Source organism: Ktedonobacter racemifer DSM 44963, assembly GCF_000178855.1.
In the GTDB taxonomy this organism is placed as follows: Bacteria; Chloroflexota; Ktedonobacteria; order Ktedonobacterales; family Ktedonobacteraceae; genus Ktedonobacter; species Ktedonobacter racemifer.
The window spans coordinates 1,369,363-1,386,245 of record NZ_ADVG01000002.1; the positions used below are offsets into that span (position 1 = coordinate 1,369,363).

17 protein-coding genes and 1 tRNA gene are annotated in these 16,883 nt (G+C 55.0%); 7 read left to right on the forward strand and 11 right to left on the reverse strand.

Translation table 11 applies throughout. The features are described from left to right. The first annotated feature begins 32 nt into the window (after positions 1–32). Entirely contained in the window at positions 33–1,253 is a 1,221-nt protein-coding gene (locus KRAC_RS22255) for a molybdopterin molybdotransferase MoeA (protein ID WP_007910974.1), read from the forward strand. A 55-nt stretch (positions 1,254–1,308) separates the two neighbouring features. On the opposite strand, the gene KRAC_RS22260 is transcribed toward KRAC_RS22255, so the two are convergent. From KRAC_RS22260 to serS, 4 genes are all read right to left on the reverse strand, one after another. Next, positions 1,309–2,337 (reverse strand): sigma-54 interaction domain-containing protein, encoded by a 1,029-nt coding sequence (locus KRAC_RS22260; protein ID WP_169460929.1) that lies wholly within the window; start codon positions 2,335–2,337, stop codon positions 1,309–1,311. A 123-nt stretch (positions 2,338–2,460) separates the two neighbouring features. Further along, positions 2,461–3,963 carry a DUF4388 domain-containing protein gene (locus KRAC_RS22265; protein WP_007910976.1) on the reverse strand — a complete coding sequence of 501 codons (1,503 nt, stop codon included), beginning with the start codon at positions 3,961–3,963 and terminating at the stop codon, positions 2,461–2,463. Positions 3,964–4,231: 268 nt separating this feature from the next. Further along, a tRNA-Ser gene (locus KRAC_RS22270) sits at positions 4,232–4,315 on the reverse strand. A 109-nt stretch (positions 4,316–4,424) separates the two neighbouring features. Next, positions 4,425–5,687: a serine--tRNA ligase gene (gene serS / locus KRAC_RS22275; RefSeq protein WP_007910977.1), complete on the reverse strand. Its 1,263-nt coding sequence runs from the start codon at positions 5,685–5,687 to the stop codon at positions 4,425–4,427. Between the two features lie 251 nt (positions 5,688–5,938). Here serS and KRAC_RS22280 point away from each other — a divergent pair, with 251 nt between their 5' ends. The 3 genes from KRAC_RS22280 (at position 5,939) to KRAC_RS22290 (ending at position 8,270) form a co-directional block, all read left to right on the forward strand. After that, complete coding sequence (locus KRAC_RS22280) at positions 5,939–6,454, forward strand: ribonuclease FAU-1 family protein (protein ID WP_157506962.1); 516 nt, start codon at positions 5,939–5,941, stop codon at positions 6,452–6,454. A gap of 203 nt (positions 6,455–6,657) precedes the next feature. Further along, positions 6,658–7,119, forward strand: a complete 462-nt coding sequence (locus tag KRAC_RS22285) for an HAD family hydrolase (RefSeq protein ID WP_007910979.1) — start codon at positions 6,658–6,660, stop codon at positions 7,117–7,119. Between the two features lie 215 nt (positions 7,120–7,334). After that, positions 7,335–8,270 (forward strand): DMT family transporter, encoded by a 936-nt coding sequence (locus KRAC_RS22290; RefSeq protein ID WP_007910982.1) that lies wholly within the window; start codon positions 7,335–7,337, stop codon positions 8,268–8,270. 182 nt (positions 8,271–8,452) lie between these two features. Here KRAC_RS22290 and KRAC_RS22295 read toward each other — a convergent pair whose 3' ends face one another. From KRAC_RS22295 to KRAC_RS22305, 3 genes are all read right to left on the reverse strand, one after another. Beyond that, positions 8,453–9,028 carry a GTP-binding protein gene (locus tag KRAC_RS22295; protein WP_007910983.1) on the reverse strand — a complete coding sequence of 192 codons (576 nt, stop codon included), beginning with the start codon at positions 9,026–9,028 and terminating at the stop codon, positions 8,453–8,455. 14 nt (positions 9,029–9,042) lie between these two features. Further along, positions 9,043–9,537 (reverse strand): roadblock/LC7 domain-containing protein, encoded by a 495-nt coding sequence (locus KRAC_RS22300; RefSeq protein ID WP_007910984.1) that lies wholly within the window; start codon positions 9,535–9,537, stop codon positions 9,043–9,045. Positions 9,538–9,598: 61 nt separating this feature from the next. Further along, the gene (locus KRAC_RS22305) at positions 9,599–9,964 is read right to left on the reverse strand and encodes a roadblock/LC7 domain-containing protein (protein WP_007910985.1); all 366 of its coding nucleotides are present in this window, start codon (positions 9,962–9,964) and stop codon (positions 9,599–9,601) included. Between the two features lie 294 nt (positions 9,965–10,258). Here KRAC_RS22305 and KRAC_RS22310 point away from each other — a divergent pair, with 294 nt between their 5' ends. Further along, complete coding sequence (locus KRAC_RS22310; protein ID WP_007910986.1) at positions 10,259–10,777, forward strand: N-acetylmuramoyl-L-alanine amidase; 519 nt, start codon at positions 10,259–10,261, stop codon at positions 10,775–10,777. Between the two features lie 58 nt (positions 10,778–10,835). On the opposite strand, the gene KRAC_RS22315 is transcribed toward KRAC_RS22310, so the two are convergent. Together KRAC_RS22315 and guaB are read right to left on the reverse strand one after the other, a co-directional pair. Next, the gene (locus tag KRAC_RS22315) at positions 10,836–11,279 is read right to left on the reverse strand and encodes a transglycosylase SLT domain-containing protein (RefSeq protein WP_007910987.1); all 444 of its coding nucleotides are present in this window, start codon (positions 11,277–11,279) and stop codon (positions 10,836–10,838) included. A 472-nt stretch (positions 11,280–11,751) separates the two neighbouring features. Further along, positions 11,752–13,254 (reverse strand): IMP dehydrogenase, encoded by a 1,503-nt coding sequence (gene guaB, locus KRAC_RS22320; RefSeq protein WP_007910988.1) that lies wholly within the window; start codon positions 13,252–13,254, stop codon positions 11,752–11,754. Between the two features lie 489 nt (positions 13,255–13,743). Here guaB and KRAC_RS22325 point away from each other — a divergent pair, with 489 nt between their 5' ends. Beyond that, a complete protein-coding gene (locus tag KRAC_RS22325; protein ID WP_007910989.1) occupies positions 13,744–14,724 on the forward strand; it encodes an ABC transporter ATP-binding protein in 981 nt (326 codons plus the stop codon). A gap of 2 nt (positions 14,725–14,726) precedes the next feature. Then, complete coding sequence (locus KRAC_RS22330) at positions 14,727–15,518, forward strand: ABC transporter permease (RefSeq protein WP_007910991.1); 792 nt, start codon at positions 14,727–14,729, stop codon at positions 15,516–15,518. Positions 15,519–15,590: 72 nt separating this feature from the next. Here the strand turns inward: KRAC_RS22330 and KRAC_RS22335 are convergent, their stop codons facing one another. Continuing rightward, positions 15,591–16,103 carry a hypothetical protein gene (locus KRAC_RS22335; protein ID WP_007910992.1) on the reverse strand — a complete coding sequence of 171 codons (513 nt, stop codon included), beginning with the start codon at positions 16,101–16,103 and terminating at the stop codon, positions 15,591–15,593. Between the two features lie 123 nt (positions 16,104–16,226). Beyond that, positions 16,227–16,736 carry a vitamin K epoxide reductase family protein gene (locus KRAC_RS22340; RefSeq protein WP_007910994.1) on the reverse strand — a complete coding sequence of 170 codons (510 nt, stop codon included), beginning with the start codon at positions 16,734–16,736 and terminating at the stop codon, positions 16,227–16,229. Between the last annotated feature and the right edge of the window lie 147 nt (positions 16,737–16,883).

Consider the following 16,883-nt stretch of genomic DNA (forward strand, 5'->3'; position numbering starts at 1 on the left):
TCTCCTTTTTTGTTTTGGCAGGAGAAAAAGCCATGCTTAGCGTTGAAGAAGCCCTTTCCCGCATCCTGGCGGAGATTCGCCCGCTCGAAAGCGTCTCGCTTCCCCTTGACCAGGCCCTCGGTTCTGTCCTGGCTCAAGATATTGTCGCGCACGAAGATATGCCTCCTTTCGATAACTCCGCCATGGATGGCTTCGCGCTCCTCAGCCAGGATAGCAAGCCACAAGCGGGACAAGCACCACGCCTGCGCGTCATCGGTGGTGTCGCCGCTGGCTATGTTGCGCAAACACGCGTCGAGGCTGGTACGGCCATGCGCATCATGACTGGCGCTCCCGTCCCGGCTGGTGCCGACACCGTTATTCAGGTAGAATTGACTAACTCCGATGGCCCCCAGAGCGAGTGGGTCGAGATTCTGCAAGAGGTTCCACCCGGCAATAATATTCGTCCCGCGGGCGAGGACATGCGCAGCGGGCAAACGATTTTAACGCGTGGGCAGGAGATTGGCGCCTGGGAGATAGGCATTCTGGCCACGCTGGGCTATGCTCAGGTGCAGGTGGTGCGTAGACCACGTGTGGCGATCCTGGGCACGGGTGACGAGGTCGTGGATATCGATGCTGAACTGCAACCGGGCCAGATTCGCAATAGCAATAGCTACCTGCTGGAGGCCGCCGTTCGCCAGGCTGGCGGTATTCCCCAGCGTCTGGGCGTGGCCCGCGATACCGCCAAGAGCCTGCGCGAGAAGTTCAGCCAGGCCGTTCATGCCGACCTGATCCTCACCTCTGGCGGCGTCTCCGTTGGCGATTTCGACCTCGTCAAAGACATCATGCATGAGCAGGGAGCCATCAACTTCTGGCGCATCAATATGAAGCCCGGCAAGCCCGTTGCCTTTGGCAAAATTTCTGGTATCCCCCTGCTGGGCCTGCCAGGCAACCCAGTCTCCAGCGCCGTCACCTTTGAGCTCTTTGGGCGCCCGGTCGTACGTAAATTGCAGGGGCATACACGTTTACAGCGCCAGCAGATAGAGGTCGTCGTTGAACAGGATATCCAGGAGCGTGCCATGCGCCGCCACTATGTGCGCGCACACGTCACACAACGCGCGGGCAAGTTTATCGCCCGCCCAACGGGGAACCAGGGTTCCAATATCATGACCTCGCTGCTACAAGCCAACGCCCTCCTGGTCATTCCCGAGGGCGGAGCCACGTTCAAGGCAGGCGAGCATATCCAGGCCATTATGCTCAACTGGCCCGAAGATTAGGGAGGTAAGCACACAATCACGCCACATGGCTCCCCAGGCCAGTAGAGATCGCAAATTACTCCTTCGGCAGGCGATAGCGCAACTGGTCGCGCGAGAGGCGCAACAAGGCCGCCGCGCGCACCTGGTTGCCCTGGTAGCGCTCCAGGGCCTCTCGTACAAATATCTGCTCGATGCCCGCCAGGTAAGCACGTAGATCGAGGCCTTCGATGGGGAGATGCATCTGGGCCTGGAGTTCTCGTAGGCGCTGCTGGTCGCTCTTCTCCACATAACGTACACTCTCGGGTAAATCCTCGGGGCGAATCTCTCCATCCTCGCAGAGGATCTGCCCGCGCTGGATAACGCTACGCAGCTCGCGGACATTGCCCGGCCAGTGATAGCGCATCAAAAGGCCCATGGCGTCGGGATGGATGCGTAAAGGGATTTCGGAGCCATTATTGTAGCTCTGTATAAAGTAGTCAACCAGCGGCTCGATATCCTCCAGGCGCTCGCGGAGTGGGGGGAGATAAATGGTAATCACCTTCAAGCGATAGAAGAGATCATCGCGGAACGCCCTGCTCGCAACGGCGGCTTCCAGGTCAACATTGGTGGCCGAGATCACACGCAGGTCGACATGCATCTCCTTGGTACTGCCCACACGCCTGAAGCTACGCGTCTCCAGAAAGCGCAGTAGTTTTGCCTGGAGCACCAGGGGCATAGACCCGACTTCATCGAGGAAGAGCGTGCCACCATCCGCGCGAAGCAGATAGCCCTCGCGCGAGGCTTTAGCATCGGTATAGGCGCCCGCCTCAACGCCAAAAAGCTCCGTCTCCAACAGCGTCTCGGGAATTGCAGCACAGTTAATATCAACAAAGGGGTAGGTCGAACGGCTGCTTAAAGCATGAATGGCATGCGCCACGACATCTTTACCCGTGCCACTCTCGCCCTGCAAAAGCACAGTCGTGGTTGGATATTGCGCCACCTGCCGGATCATGGTCATCACCTCGCTCATAGCTGGACTCTGTCCAACCATTAAGCGCGACAGGTGTTCCTCGGCGTCAGGAGACTCAGACGCCTTACGGTTCATCGAAATAACACGTCCCTTCACAACACATACCCTTCTCAACCCAACAAACAACACACTATCCACAAAGCCGATATTCAAACCCACTATAAGTGGTATGGTGTCTCCTGGCTGCCGCAGGCAGCCAGGAGACACCATACCACTTATCTAATAAATCCCACTTGCCAGCGTACCAGTTGTATTCAATGGCTGCGAGGGCTGTCCATTCGAGGCGATCCAGCCCTGACCTGGGACAAAGGTCGCGCCATTCCCGCCATTGCCCCACTGTGACTCGGTCTCAAAGGGCAATCCCGAAGAGAAGGGTGAGCCTCCTTGCATGGGATCAGGCATCGAAGGCATTGCAGGCGACCAGGGAGAGGCGGTCGTCGCAGCATAGCCTGGAGCCATATAGCCTCCCTGCATGGGGTCAGTCGGAGCGGGCGACGCCTCGCGTGTGGGGGCAAACATTTCTTCCGCGTTATTGAGCACCGAGATCGGAGCCACGTGAATCAACCCCATCGCCATCAACTCACCCGCCACCTGACACAGCATATCGGGCGTTATGGCTAGATCCTGGCATGCCGTCTGTAAGGCCGTCTTTCCATCTACCCGGGTAAGCAAGCGCCACTGCTCAGGCGTCATTTGAAACTGGGGATTCTGCGCGCGAAATGATGAAAGATCGGCGGGAATGAGCACCATATCCGGGCGCATAAACGAGGTATCCATGCGTGGCGGAGGAACAGGATTCATCACTGGCTCCGGGCGCAGAGGAGCCGCAGCCGAGCTATTCTGCAACATACCACTGAGCGAGGCGCCACCCATGGGGTTCATCTCAACGCCCTGAGCAACCGGAGCAAGAGCCTCCGTCGAAGGCAGCGATGTGGGAACCGCGCTCACATCAAAGAGTGAGGCCGCGTTAATCTTGGCCGGGGCTTCTTTGACTTCCGCCGGCTTCTTCACAGGCGCCGGGCTAAGCTGTACAGGTGGAGCAGAGGGGGGAACCCGAGGAGTGGTCGCCTGCTGTGGTGTAGGAATGCCAGGAGGGATCGCCGTACGAGGTAGCGCAATATTCCAGGACTGTGCTCTATCCGCCTCCTCCGTTGAAAGCACGGGAGTCGTCTGCACCCGTGGAAGTCCAGGAGGTGTGGCCTGCGGCGCGGGCGTCTGCTGCACTGGCAGCACAGGCGTAGGTGGAACAGGCGCGAGCGGCATCGAGGTCAGGAGTTGCGAAACGGAGACAGCGATAAGCAAGCGCTCAGCCCCTGGCAGCACACCCTCATCAAAATGGACCTCGCCTTCCGGCCAGAGCATCAGCACATTAAGCACATCCAGCGCGTTGCGATTCGCCCAGGAGCGCAGGGCCTCCTGACCCAGGGCATGGCGGTCCATCAGTGTCAGAGCTATGCGCGTCTCACTTGGCTCAGCCGAACCAATGGCTTGCAGCGCCTCGCGCAGCATCTGGGATGTAATGACACCATCCTGAAGCAAACGCTCGCCCAGGGTCACATTTGTACGAACCGGACCGATACACATCAATCGTCCGTCGCGAAAATAGAGTTCAATCAGGTGTGGCCCTTGTTTGACTGTAAGCAATCCAGTTTTCGCATACGCTTCTATGCGCTGGAGAACACTAGACAGATTGAATTGACTTAACGTACCTATAAGTGACACCGTAAATTCACCGTCCGTCCAGAAAATTTACTCAAGCGCCGCGCCAAGCCGTCTCTATGACCATCCTCCCTAATGTATACATCTTCCTACCTGGCTTCACATACCGGCGTCGCGCCAGAGACTACTACACCTTTTTAAGTACCTAATTGCCCATTTCGATAGAATACGCAACAGGATAAAAAAAAGAGACCTTCCAGCCATTCTTCCTCCGCAAAATAGTACAAGAGTAAAGAAGAAAATCGCATTGCAGGTCCCTAAAAAGAAAAAGCGGAAGGAGAGGGATTCGAACCCCCGGGGCTCATCACCCAGCTGTTTTCAAGACAGCCGCAATAGACCACTCTGCCATCCTTCCAAGACATACTATACCACAACATTCTCCAAATGAAAAGAGGGCAAGCCCAAATAGTACCATTGGACGCGGCCCACTGGTGGCGCCAGATTACGCCCGCGCTCGGGTCCATCTAGCGCTTCACCGGTCCTATCAAGGCGGTTCCCATGTATGGACGCAGTACTTTAGGGATAACCACGGAGCCATCGGCCTGCTGGTTCAGCTCAAGGATCGCCGCCATGGTGCGCCCCACCGCCAGTCCCGAGCCGTTGAGTGTATGCACATATTCGGCCCGCGTGCCGTTCTGGGGCCGATACTTGATATTGGCGCGTATCGCCTGAAAACTCTCGCAGTTGCTGATTGAGGAGACCTCGATATAATCTTGCAGGCTGGGGAGCCAGACCTCCAGATCAAAGGAGCGCGACGCGGCAAAGGGCAGGTTAAGTGCACAAAGCTCAACCACACGGTATGGTAACTCTAATAAACGCAGCACCTGTTCCGCGTGCAGCAGCATCTGCTCATGGGCGCTATAGGATTGCTCAGGCGTAGTGAACTGAAATAGCTCAACCTTGTTAAACTGATGCAGGCGCAGCAATCCCCGCTGGTAACGGGAGGCCGAGCCCGCCTCGCGGCGAAAAGCCGTTGTCCAGGCAGCGTAGCGCAGAGGCAGTTCCTCACGCATCAGAATGCTATCGGTATGCATCCCCACCAGGGCCACTTCAGCCGTTGGATTGAGGTAGAGTTCATCCATCGTACAGGCATACGCCTGCTCCTCAAACTTGGGCAGTTGACCGGCGCCCAGCATCACCGAACGTTTGGCGAGGAAAGGGGGAATAACCTCTATATACTCGGCTTCGCACGTATGCAGATCCAGCATAAATGAGAGCAGAGCACGCTCCAGCCGCGCGCCATAGCCACGCAAGGTCATAAAACGGCTGCCCGCCACCTGTGCGGCACTGGTGGGATCGAGAATTCCCAGGCGCTCGCCCAGCTCCCAATGCGCAAGCGGCTGAAATTGAAAAGCGGCGCTCTCCCCCCAGCGCCGCAGCTCGACATCGGTATCATCGCGCACGGCATGCTGAGGCAGATTAGGCAGGGTTTGTATCAACAGGCGCAACCGGGTATCGGCGTCGCTCACCTGCAATTCGAGCTGCCGTATCTCCCGCATAATCGCCTTGATCTGCTTATTGAGACCAGCGCGCTTCTCTCCTGATGTATTGCGTACTTCCTCACGCACGCCCTTCAAGGTCGTATAGAGACCATCCGTGCGCGTGATCAACCCCCGACGCTGCTCAGCCAGGCGTAGAATTTCATCAATATTGTAGGACTCGCGCCGCCTCTCCAAGGCCTCGCGAACCACCTGTGGATGTTGACAAATAAAGTCCAAACTCATCATAACAACTACAGTATAGCATAAAAAGGGGCACTAAGAGCCATAACGTAATGCATCATCTCGGGACTTCTCGTCACCACATCCTCTATCCTTCCGCCCAAAGCAGACGTTTCTCTCATCCGTCAGGAAACCATTGCACAATAGAGGGAATTTGCGATACACTTACAAAGGTCAAGCAAAGAGACAACGCATGATATGTTGAGGTGCATGTGGATGAATTTATACAGCAGGGCGGCACGTGGAGAGAGGAAATCTTGTCAGCAGACCAGGCAACCAGGGAAGCAGAAAACGACATGATCACTATCGTGAAACTAACTCCTCAAGGACAGGTAGCTATTCGCTATGAAGGCGAGGTCGTAGCATACTTCCCCAATGGGGCCAAAATTGAGGCATACTGGACGCTCCCAGCGCGTGACCTGGGTTATGCACGCTTCGAGCCAGGTGATCGCTTTCTGGAGTACTACTACACCGATCACTGGTTCAACATCTTCGCCATCTTTCACGCAGATGGCAGACCCAAAGGCTGGTACTGCAATATAGCCGAACCGGCCATCATCAGTAACACCTCTATCCAGCAAGTCGATTTATTTTTAGACGTATGGATTAGCACAACAGGAGCAGCGCTCACTCTGGATGAAGATGAATTCAACCAGGCTAGCGACCTGAGCGAGGACCAGCGCCAGGGCGCCAGGGGAGGTCTTAAAATGTTGCTGCATCTACTACACACACACCAGGAGCCTTTTACCATCCTGGGCAATCCAGGTGACTAATCAACGCAGCAACAATATCGATCCTTGATGATACGGCATTCCCTGCGCCATTAGACATTCTCTGTGCCATTATATGTCGACGCGTACTTTATAGTGGCGTCGGGCTATCACACGGCTATAGTGCGAAGTACGTCAATTGTACGGTTGTTCGTTTGTAGGGAACTTACTTGAGTCTCCCCTTTCTTACAAATGATAGGATCATTATGTTAAAACTTGACATTCCTGAGCGCGAGACCATTGAACTCCAGCACGCAGTCATTGACATCAATGGAACGCTGGCAGTTGATGGCGTCGCCATCGCAGGCGTCGCGGAACGCCTTGAAGAGCTTTCGGAGCATCTGACCATCCACCTTGTTACCGCGGGAACCCACGATCATCTGCAAGAGCTGGAGCGCGACCTGGGCTTTCCTATCCATGTCACGCATCGCAGCGAGGAGAAACTACGCTATGTCCGCGATCTTGGCCCCTCCAAGGTTATCGCCATCGGCAACGGCGCCAACGACACGACCATGCTTCGCCTGGCCGGACTCGGCATCGCGGTCATGACCACCGAGGGCGTCTCCATCCGCGCGCTGCAGGCTGCTGACGTCGTGGTGAGTAGTCCCCTTGATGCCATTGATCTCCTACTCAAGCCTAAGCGCCTGATCGCGACTCTACGCGGCTAAAACGTACAGCTTATTTCATACCTTGACCAACCTTAAGTACAAAGTTCTCTCTGGTAAAATGGTGTAGTGGGTACTGGCGGTCTGAGGCCGCCAGTACCCACTACACCATTTTACCCAGTCGAGCGCCGCAGACGCGAGAGGTCAAGCCAAAAACGTGCACATAACATTAGCATAACTAAATTTAGCTTTTTCAGTTTGACAGGATACTATGACTGATGAAAACTCGCTTCAGCGCCTCACCAGAAGCCAGCGGCACTTCAACAGCGCCAGGGACCTCACCAGAGCTAGCCCGGCGTGGCCTCCTCTTTGTCTGTATCGCAGTCATCTTCTTTGGCTCCAACCCGGTCTTTGTCCGCTGGGCCGCGCCCTTTTCCTCGCTTGAGATCGCCTTCTGGCGCCTGGCTATCGCGACGCTGCTGGTCGCGCTCATGGGCCTCATCACGCACCAGCCCCTACGCATCGCTCGAGGCGAGATTCGTAACTTTGCCTTTTACGGCCTGGTGACGGCGCTCCACTTTGTTTTCTATATTTCATCGCTCAGCTTCACCACCATCGCCCATTCCCTGGCCCTCACCTATACCTCGCCTATTTTTGTGACCCTCTTCTCAGTCATCTTTTTAAAGGAGCCGCTACCCAAGCGAAAATATGTGGGCATTGGCGTCGCCGTTCTGGGCGTGGGCATCCTGGCCGGCTTTGAGCCAAACTATACGACGTGTAACCTCAACGGAGGCAGGTGCATGATCCTGGGGGATGGACTTGCCATCCTCTCGGCACTCTGCTTTGGCATCTACTCCATCGCTGGGCGCAGCGTTCGTGACGCGCACCCCCTGTTCCGCTACACCACAAACGTGTACGGCTTCGCGGCCCTCTGGCTCCTACCTATCGGGACTTACCTGGCCTTCCAGCACAGTTACAGCCCGCTCGCCATTGCCTCAGTCGTCGCGCTAGGTGTCTTCCCTCTGGGTCTGGGCCATACCCTCTACAACGCCGCCATTCGCTACGTCCACGCCACCTACGCCAATCTCATCGCCACCCAGGAGGTCACCATCGGCATCATTCTCGGCATCATCTTCTTCCACGAAATCCCCTCCTGGTCCGCCGTTATCGGCATCATCATCACCCTCCTCGGCATCACCAGCGTCATATTTTAGTTCACAGATACAATGATGGTGGTGTGTGGGCTTTTGCCCACACACCACCATCATTGTATCTGTGAACCTTACAAGAGGTGCAGGATACTTCCTGCCGGGGGTTTGGGGTGTCCCCAAAAACCTTTTTATCCCTCTTCCTGGAAGGATGTAATACACAAGAAGAGGGGTAAAAAAAAGGCAGTTTAAAGTTGGGTCATGACACCCTTGCTGATAGCACGCAGGGATGCGAAGACGCCCTTGCCGGAGGACGCCACAGCCTCAAAGGAGGGAACCCGCCGCCGATTCAAATAGCGGTCGAGCACCGGCACTGGCAGCGCATTGGGGAGGTCACGCTTATTCCACTGCATGATAAAGGGGAAGTTCCCTAAATCCTTGCCCAAGCGGCGCATATTCATCTCAAGCTCGGCGATGCTCTGCACATTCTCCTCAAACTTCTCAGCCTGAGAATCGACGACAAAGACGATGCCGTCCGCGCCATTTAAGACAGCCAGGCGGGTGCGCTCATAGAGGATCTGGCCTGGAACTGTGTAGAGATAGAAGCGCGTGCGAAAGTTTTGGATTTGACCTAGTTCCAGAGGAAGAAAGTCAAAGAAAAGCGTACGTTCGGTGTCGGTTTTAATCGAGAGTAGATCCCCACGCACCTGGGGATTAATACTTTTGTGAACGTACTGCAAATTGGTTGTCTTCCCGCAGTAGCCGATGCCATAGTAAACAATCTTACAATGGATCTCGCGGGTCGCAATATTTATAAACGCCATGTAAGCCAGGCCCCTTAATCGCGGAAGAGCAGATCAATGGTATCTTCAACAGACGAGCGGAACTGCAAGTTGATGACTGAGGACTTTGTGCGTGAAGTATCGCTACGCACGCGTTCGAGAATACGTCCTAATTCGTCAGCAGCTTTTTTGGAGAGCACCTTTACCAGGCCAATATGCGTTAGTTTATCAAAAATAATTACCAGGAGCCACTGCTCCTCAACCATAGACGTGAAGATATTTTCCTGGACCCCTTGCTGGAAAATGCTGCGGAAATCCTTCTCATTGAGCAGCCTTGCCACCTCACGCGAAGACGAGAAGACGCCTGCCAGCAAGGCACCAAGGGTCGTAGCCTTACTGCGCGACTCAGAACCCTGAACCGCAACCACCTGCCCACTCTTATCGATCAGCATCGTAGAAGTTGCATTGGTATCGTTCATCAATTTTGTCAGCAAAGCCGTAATCGCCACGAGTTCGCGATCAGAAATGACCAGGTTTGTCAGTTGTTCCATGAACGCGCCGCCCTCCATATACACGCCAAACAGATGTTATTGACCATATCTTATACCTAAATTACGCAATATCAAGAGCCTCAAGCACTTCATTGCGACTCGTTCTGACTAGATGACGTATGCGCCCAAGATTTGAGGCATTATCAAAAAGGGTCACCATCAGGGCGAAATCGCCCAGGGGATCAATGCTGACCAGGCCTTGTTCATATTCCATCACAACCCCAACTACCCCACCACGCGAAATCTCCTGCCCCAGGGCTTCGGCGGTGCTCAAAGCCGTCGTCATGATGGCTCCGACAGCTTCCATATTATCCTTGCCATCACGTGTCATGCCTTCGATCAAGAGGCCGTCTCGTCCTACAAGGATCGCGAGACGCACTCCAGGAATAGCCAGAAAACGGCTTAGTGTCTGTTTTAAATCAACCATTCTTTTCCTCCGCGGCCGGCAGGTTTTTTGAGCGTGTGTGGTGTCAGGGTATGACCCTAGTTATTCTATTCTATATTTGAGCGTGTGTGGTATCAGGGTATGACCCTAGTTATTCTATTCTATAGAGGAACGGGACGCAATTGGCTGGGACATCTTGGCTAATCTATAATTAGGCATTCTTTATTGTTAGGCTAGCTATAATGGCTACACCACCGGGCGGCTATGTGGTATATGTATACCCAAAGACGTCCTATAGAAGCGTCGAGACTTCTAACAATAGGCAGGAGCATATTCATGGATGAACCAGGAGTCCTCTGGCTACCCTCCAATAATTATTTCCCCGGACGTGAAAAGCATAATGTGCGCTGGCTGATTATCCACGGCACGGCTGGCTTTAATAGCGCGCAGGAGGTTGGGGAATTCTTTCAACGCACCGATGTCAGTACGCACTATACCATTGGGCGCGATGGTGTGATCGTGCAGTCCGTGCGCGAACATGACGCGGCCTGGGGCAATGGCTATGTGAGCGAGGGACATGATCCCTGGTGGAGTAAGGGCCTCAACCCCAACTATGTCACTATCTCGATCGAGCACGTGAAGCCCAGTCGTGACAACTCAGATGCACTGACCACCATCCAGACCGAGGTCAGCTTCCGCCTGGTCAAAAACATCTGCGAACGCCACGAAATTCCCAGGCGGCGCGCCGATGCCACTGGTGGCATCACTGGTCACTACTCCATGGACCCCGTTGGCCGCCATTTCTGTCCCGGCCCCTACCCCTGGGAAGAACTCTTCTCCTATCTTGCCCGATAAAAAGCAGGAGAAAGGCTCCCCTCGGGGAGCCTTTCTCCTGCTTTTTACTTATTTTTGATTAGGGCTGGCACTGCCACTCGTACCAGCTGTAGCCATCGCGCTGGAAGATGTGGTAGGCGGCCTTGATGTTGGCATAGGCATCATAGGGCGAGCTACCAGCCATAGGCGTCCCATTCCAGGTGCTTGGGTAGAGGATCTGGAAGACGCCTGCCGCGTGGCTGTTACCAATGGGCTGCGTATTGGTCGCGTTCGGATTAAAGTGCGATTCACAACGGGCAATGTTGATCGCCTGGTTGGCGTGAGGACCAAAGACCTGGCGAATCATCGAAACGACGTCCGCATTGGCATTAGCCGTGTGAACTTTAGCAGAGGCTGTCCGCGCACCCAAACCAAGCATGGCGGTCATCATCATAACACCAAACAGTGTTGCCATTCCAAGCTTCAGCAGCAAGCTCTTCATCTTCTTAGGCTGTTTGGATGTCTGGATAGTATGCTCTTTCACGAATACTCCTTTTACTTCTTCTCCGAAAACCTGGGCGCGAAGCGCTAGTCACGCGAGTGATGTTGGGTTTCGGAATAAGATCTTACTGTCCCAGAAGCCTTAATCTTGTCTTCCGAGAAATAGTTATAACAAATCTGTGATTGTAGTTTTTCTTAGGAAAGGTATATGGTGACTACTATGTATTTCATCACCGCGTCTTGATACTAAAGATATACGGCTAAATCTCTGCATACTTGAGAAAACCTAGTACCCCCGGGCTACCTAACATACTGTATATAACAAGTAATTTGCAATTTATAATGTTTTAAATAACATAAACAGTGGGACCCTACGGGGATATAAACATTTATAACGTTAAAAGCTGCAATTTTTCTCAAGAATTTGCCCAGTACTTTGGTAGTACTATAGGTAATGAGAAGAGGGTGGTCTGGCGGCTTCTAGCCGCCAGACCACCCTCTTCTCATTAAAAAACTTAGCGGCCTTTGCTGCCGTAGTTGGGTGCTTCTTTGGTAATCATGACGTCGTGGGGATGGCTCTCACGCAGGCCCGCGCTGGTGATACGCACGAAGCGCGTCTTCTCCTGCATCTCCTGGATCGTCGCCGCGCCTGCATAGCCCATGGACTGGCGCAGACCACCAACCATCTGGTAGACGAAGGGGCTGAGCATGCCCTTATAGGGGACACGTGCCTCAATGCCTTCGGCGATCACCTGACCCTCCTCGCGGCCCTCCTGGAAGTAGCGATCCTTGCTATAACTGCGCTGCTTCATAGCGGCCACGGAACCCATGCCACGATAGTCCTTGAAGCGCTCGCCATGCGAGATGATCAGTTCACCTGGGCTCTCGTCCACGCCCGCCAGTAAGCTACCCATCATAACGGTATCGGCGCCAGCAGCGATGGCTTTAGCGATATCACCAGAGTACTGGATACCGCCATCAGCGATCACAGGCACATTGTACTTGCGCGCGATCTGGGCGCAATCAAAGACGGCTGAGACCTGGGGCATACCCACACCAGCGATGACACGCGTAGTACAGATGGAGCCAGGACCGACGCCAACCTTGACGGCGTCAACGCCAGCCTCGATCAGGGCCTGTGTGGCTTCGGCGGTAACTACGTTACCGGCAACCACATCTACCTTCTTGCCGAAAAGCTCTTTAATACGCGCCACGCTCTCGATGACCATGTGCGAATGCGCGTGCGCGGTATCAATCACGATCACGTCTACGCCCTCTTCCACCAGGGCGCCACAGCGCTGCACCGAGTCGGCACCCACACCGATGCCCGCGGCCACGCGCAGACGACCAAAGCGGTCTTTGGTGGCATTGGGGAACATAGTCTTCTTCTGGATATCCTTCATCGTGATCAGGCCCTTAAGCATATTGTGATCATCGACCACGGGCAGCTTCTCGACCTTGTAGCGATGCAGGATTTCGCGTGCCTGCTCCAGGGTGGTACCAACGGGAACGGTGATCAGGTTCTCGCGCGTCATCAGCTCAGAGATTGGGCGCCCAACATTGGTTTCAAAGCGCATGTCACGGTTGGTGAGAATACCAACCAGTTTCCCTTCCTCAGTAATGGGGATACCAGAGATATGGAAATGTGCCATCACATCCAGTGCCTCGCGCAGGGGAGCCTCGGGGGACAGAGTAATGGGGTCGGTGATCATACCCGACTCTGAACGCTTGACCTTATCGACTTCAGCCGCCTGGCTCTCAATCGAGAGGTTACGGTGAATCACACCAATACCACCCTCACGGGCCAGGGCGATGGCCAGGCGCGCCTCAGTTACCGTATCCATGGCCGCGCTAACAATAGGAATGTTGATGGTGATATTACGCGAGAAACGCGTCTGCGTCGAGACTCCGCTAGGGAGAATAGAGGAAGCAGCGGGGATAATGAGAACATCGTCAAAGGTAAGACCTTCTTTGGCGAACTTATCAGCAAACGCACCGGACAAGTGCTCCGAAGACATAATGGCAATATCCTCCTTAAAAAAAGGCCAGCACACGTCAACAACGCATGCTGGACATGCCTCACACGGAGGCAGTACGCAGATCATTTACCCTAAAACAACCTACACATCTCAAGATGTACAGGACAAAGTTCATCGAATATTCCGATTAGTGTAACACTTGAGATTGGGTGACGTCAAATTTTATCTACCCAATCTTCTCATCACGCCGTAAATATGACGCCTACCGCTCCTCATCCAGGGATATATCTCTCCTAATCGGCACAATCTTGCTATATCTTTGCTCTTAGATCTCGGCTCGCAAGCTCGCCTCTGGGTAGGAGGGATGGGCATGTGGCGCGGGCAATGCCCGCGCCACATGCCCATCCCTCCTACCCTTGAGCGCCGCAGGCACGAAAGTTTACTCTTGTCAGTAAATGAGAACTGCGGTAAGGTATGAGGCAGAACAAACGCAGTATTCTTCCATTTCTATTAACAAGGAGCAAGAGTATGTCTGCACGAGCGCAGACGACGAGTCAAAAGGTCTCAGGCAGCCCCTCCACTGGGAATGAGGCCATTGTCGTTGAGAATTTTAAGAAACGCTATGGCTCTAACGAGGTCATCAAGGACCTGAGTTTTAGCGTCCGCCAGGGCGAGGTCTTTGCCCTGCTGGGACCAAACGGTGCCGGGAAAACCACCACAGTTGAGACCTTAGAAGGCTATCGCAAGGCCGATGCAGGCACGATTCGCGTCCTGGGCCTCGATCCCATACATGAAGCCCAGGTACTGAAGCCACGCCTCGGCGTAATGCTCCAGCAGGATGGGCTATATCCAGCTCTGACGGCCCGCGAGGTCCTTGAGCTATTTGCGGGCTACTTTGCGCAACCACGCAATGTTACCGACCTGCTCGAACTGGTGGGACTGGCAAACGCGCAGAAGACACGCTGCCGCCGTCTCTCGGGAGGTCAGAAGCGCCGCCTGGCCCTGGCCCTGGCCCTGGTCGGCAATCCCGAGCTTATCTTTATGGACGAGCCTACGGCTGGCATGGACCCCCAGGCCCGCCTGGCAACCTGGGGGATCATTCGCGACCTCAAAGCCAGCGGCGTTACTATCCTGCTGACAACTCACTATATGGATGAGGCTGAGCGCCTGGCCGACCGCATCGCCATCATCGATCACGGTGAGCTGATCAAGCTGGATACGCCTGCCAACATTACGGGCGTTCAGAACGCCAATGTGGTGCGCTTCGTAGCCCCGGCCGGGCTGGATTGCGCGCGCCTGGCCTCTCTGCCCTCGGCAAGCAAGGCACAGGAGATCCGCCCTGGCAGCTATCTCCTGGAGACAAAAGAGGGCCAGGAGGTACCACAACTAATCGTCGAGCTGACAACCTGGCTCCGCGACCAGCATATCACCCTCTCCGAACTGCGCACGGGTCATGGCTCACTAGAAGACCTGTTCCTGCGCCTCACCGGATCGGAGGTTCGAGACTAATCATGGCAGTGCAAACACAGAAACAGATAAACCCTTCCGCCGGAGGCAGCAATCGCCCGGCCTCATCCCTGCGCCAGGTGCTTCAACAGACCAAATACGAACTGCTCCTGACCTCGCGTCGTGGCGAGAATGTCCTGGTCACGCTGATTATCCCGGTCATGCTCCTGATCTTCTTCGCCTCGCTCAACATTGTACCAGGCGTCAAGGGGAGCGCGGTCAATTTCCTGCTGCCAGGCGTGCTGGCGGTGGCGATTATCGCGGCTGGCATGGTCAATCTGGGCATCGCAACGGCTTATGAGCGCTATTATGGCGTGCTCAAGCGCCTGGGCAGCTCGCCCCTCTCGCGCGGGGGACTCATCGTGGCCAAGGTCATCTCCATTCTCGCGCTAGAGCTTGTACAGGTGATCCTGCTGGTGGGGGTCGCGGTCCTGCTCTACGGCTGGCATCCTCTGGGTTCGCTCCCCCTGGCCCTGCTCTTCATTATCCTGGGAACCATCACCTTCTCGGCCCTGGGCCTGGCGATGGCGGGCGCTCTACGCGCGGAGCTGACCCTGGCGGGGGCGAATGGCCTCTTCCTGCTCTTCCTGCTCATCGGCGGCGGCATCCTGCCCCTGGACCACCTACCCGCGCCTATCGCAGCGGTCTCACGCTTCCTGCCCTCGACGGCCCTCACCCAGGCCCTCCAGAGCACCCTGACCGATTCCAACGCCTTCCCAGGCTTCCAGCTCCTCATCCTGGCCATCTGGGCGGTCGTCATTCTCCTGGTCGCCATACGCACATTCAAATGGGAATAGTAGATGTGTAGAAAAAATGGCGTCCCGACTAAGGCCGGGACGCCATTTTTTCTACACACATCCATTGCCTGATCATATGCTAGCCTCTTTCCAGACCCATTTCTGGGGACAGGTATAGTCCACAATTGCCAGGCGGCCATGCAGAAATGATGCGACAATAAACTGGGGAATCTGAGCACGCCGTAGATGGTTCGACTGGTCCGGCAACAGCACAAAGATGCCATCCTCTTCATGCACACGCGTCAGCGAGAGGTGATAGGTATTCACCTGGGGCAACACCACATCAACATTCATGTTAATGGTTTGCGTCTGGGAATTGTACGCCAGCATACGGGGAATAATAGTATCCTGCGTCTTGCGGAAGGGATCGGCGAAGGTATAGTCGGTCTTGAAGGGGATAGAAGCATCGGCGTAAGGAAAGGCATAGGCCTGTGCGCACATATCATACTTATACAGGCTTTTGGCCGCTCTGGCGAGGGTGGGTGACGGCCCAGACGAGGTATGCAGCGTAGCGAATTGCCATCCCCAGAAAGCGAGAGGAAGCATCAGCGCCAGAGCAAGCGCCAGCAACAACCAGCGTTTCATGGTCATTTCCCCCTTGAAGCAAGGGCCAGGCAAGGCAGCAAGCCCTTACACAGTCCATACACGTTACGAGTCCAGCACATAGCCATGACACGTGCCAGGAACGCCAGCCGTCACACACTATACCTAGCGGCGGGAAGCAGCTTTTGAGGGAAGCACTTCCTCGTCCTCTTCATCATCATATGCATTGCCCTCGCCGTTGTAGAGGGAGACGACGGTAATTAGCAGCATGACCAGGATGATAACATGCAGCGAGGTACACCAAGCGCAGATGGTATGCAAACGCACCAGCTCGACATACACCAGGTACAGGACGGTCAGCAGACCCACACAGCACCAGGCGAACTCAGCGAGGCGCACGAGGCGCAGGGCGGGGCGGGCCAGCCAGGCCACAGCGGCCAGAGCACCACTCACCAGGAACCAGAGCAGACCCGGAACCGAGATCGGAATGGAGGTCCCAGGCACAACGGAATACATGCTAGAGAGCACACGCTCACAATTCACCAGCCCACTCGTCGTACAGACCAGGGCGCCGCTATTATAATGCACATAGGTCAGGTAAATAGAGACGCCAATACCAATGACCGAAAGCACAAGCAAAATAATCTGAGCCACGGAACGTCGCGCGAATGTCATGCCAAACCTCTTCCCAAATTAAGCTGAAGCACCAATCTTACACATCCTCATTATGCACTATCGGCACAATCGACACAATTAAAAAATTTGGTAGATGGTGTGGAGCCCCTGGCAGCCACAGGCGACCAGGGGCTCCACACCATCTAC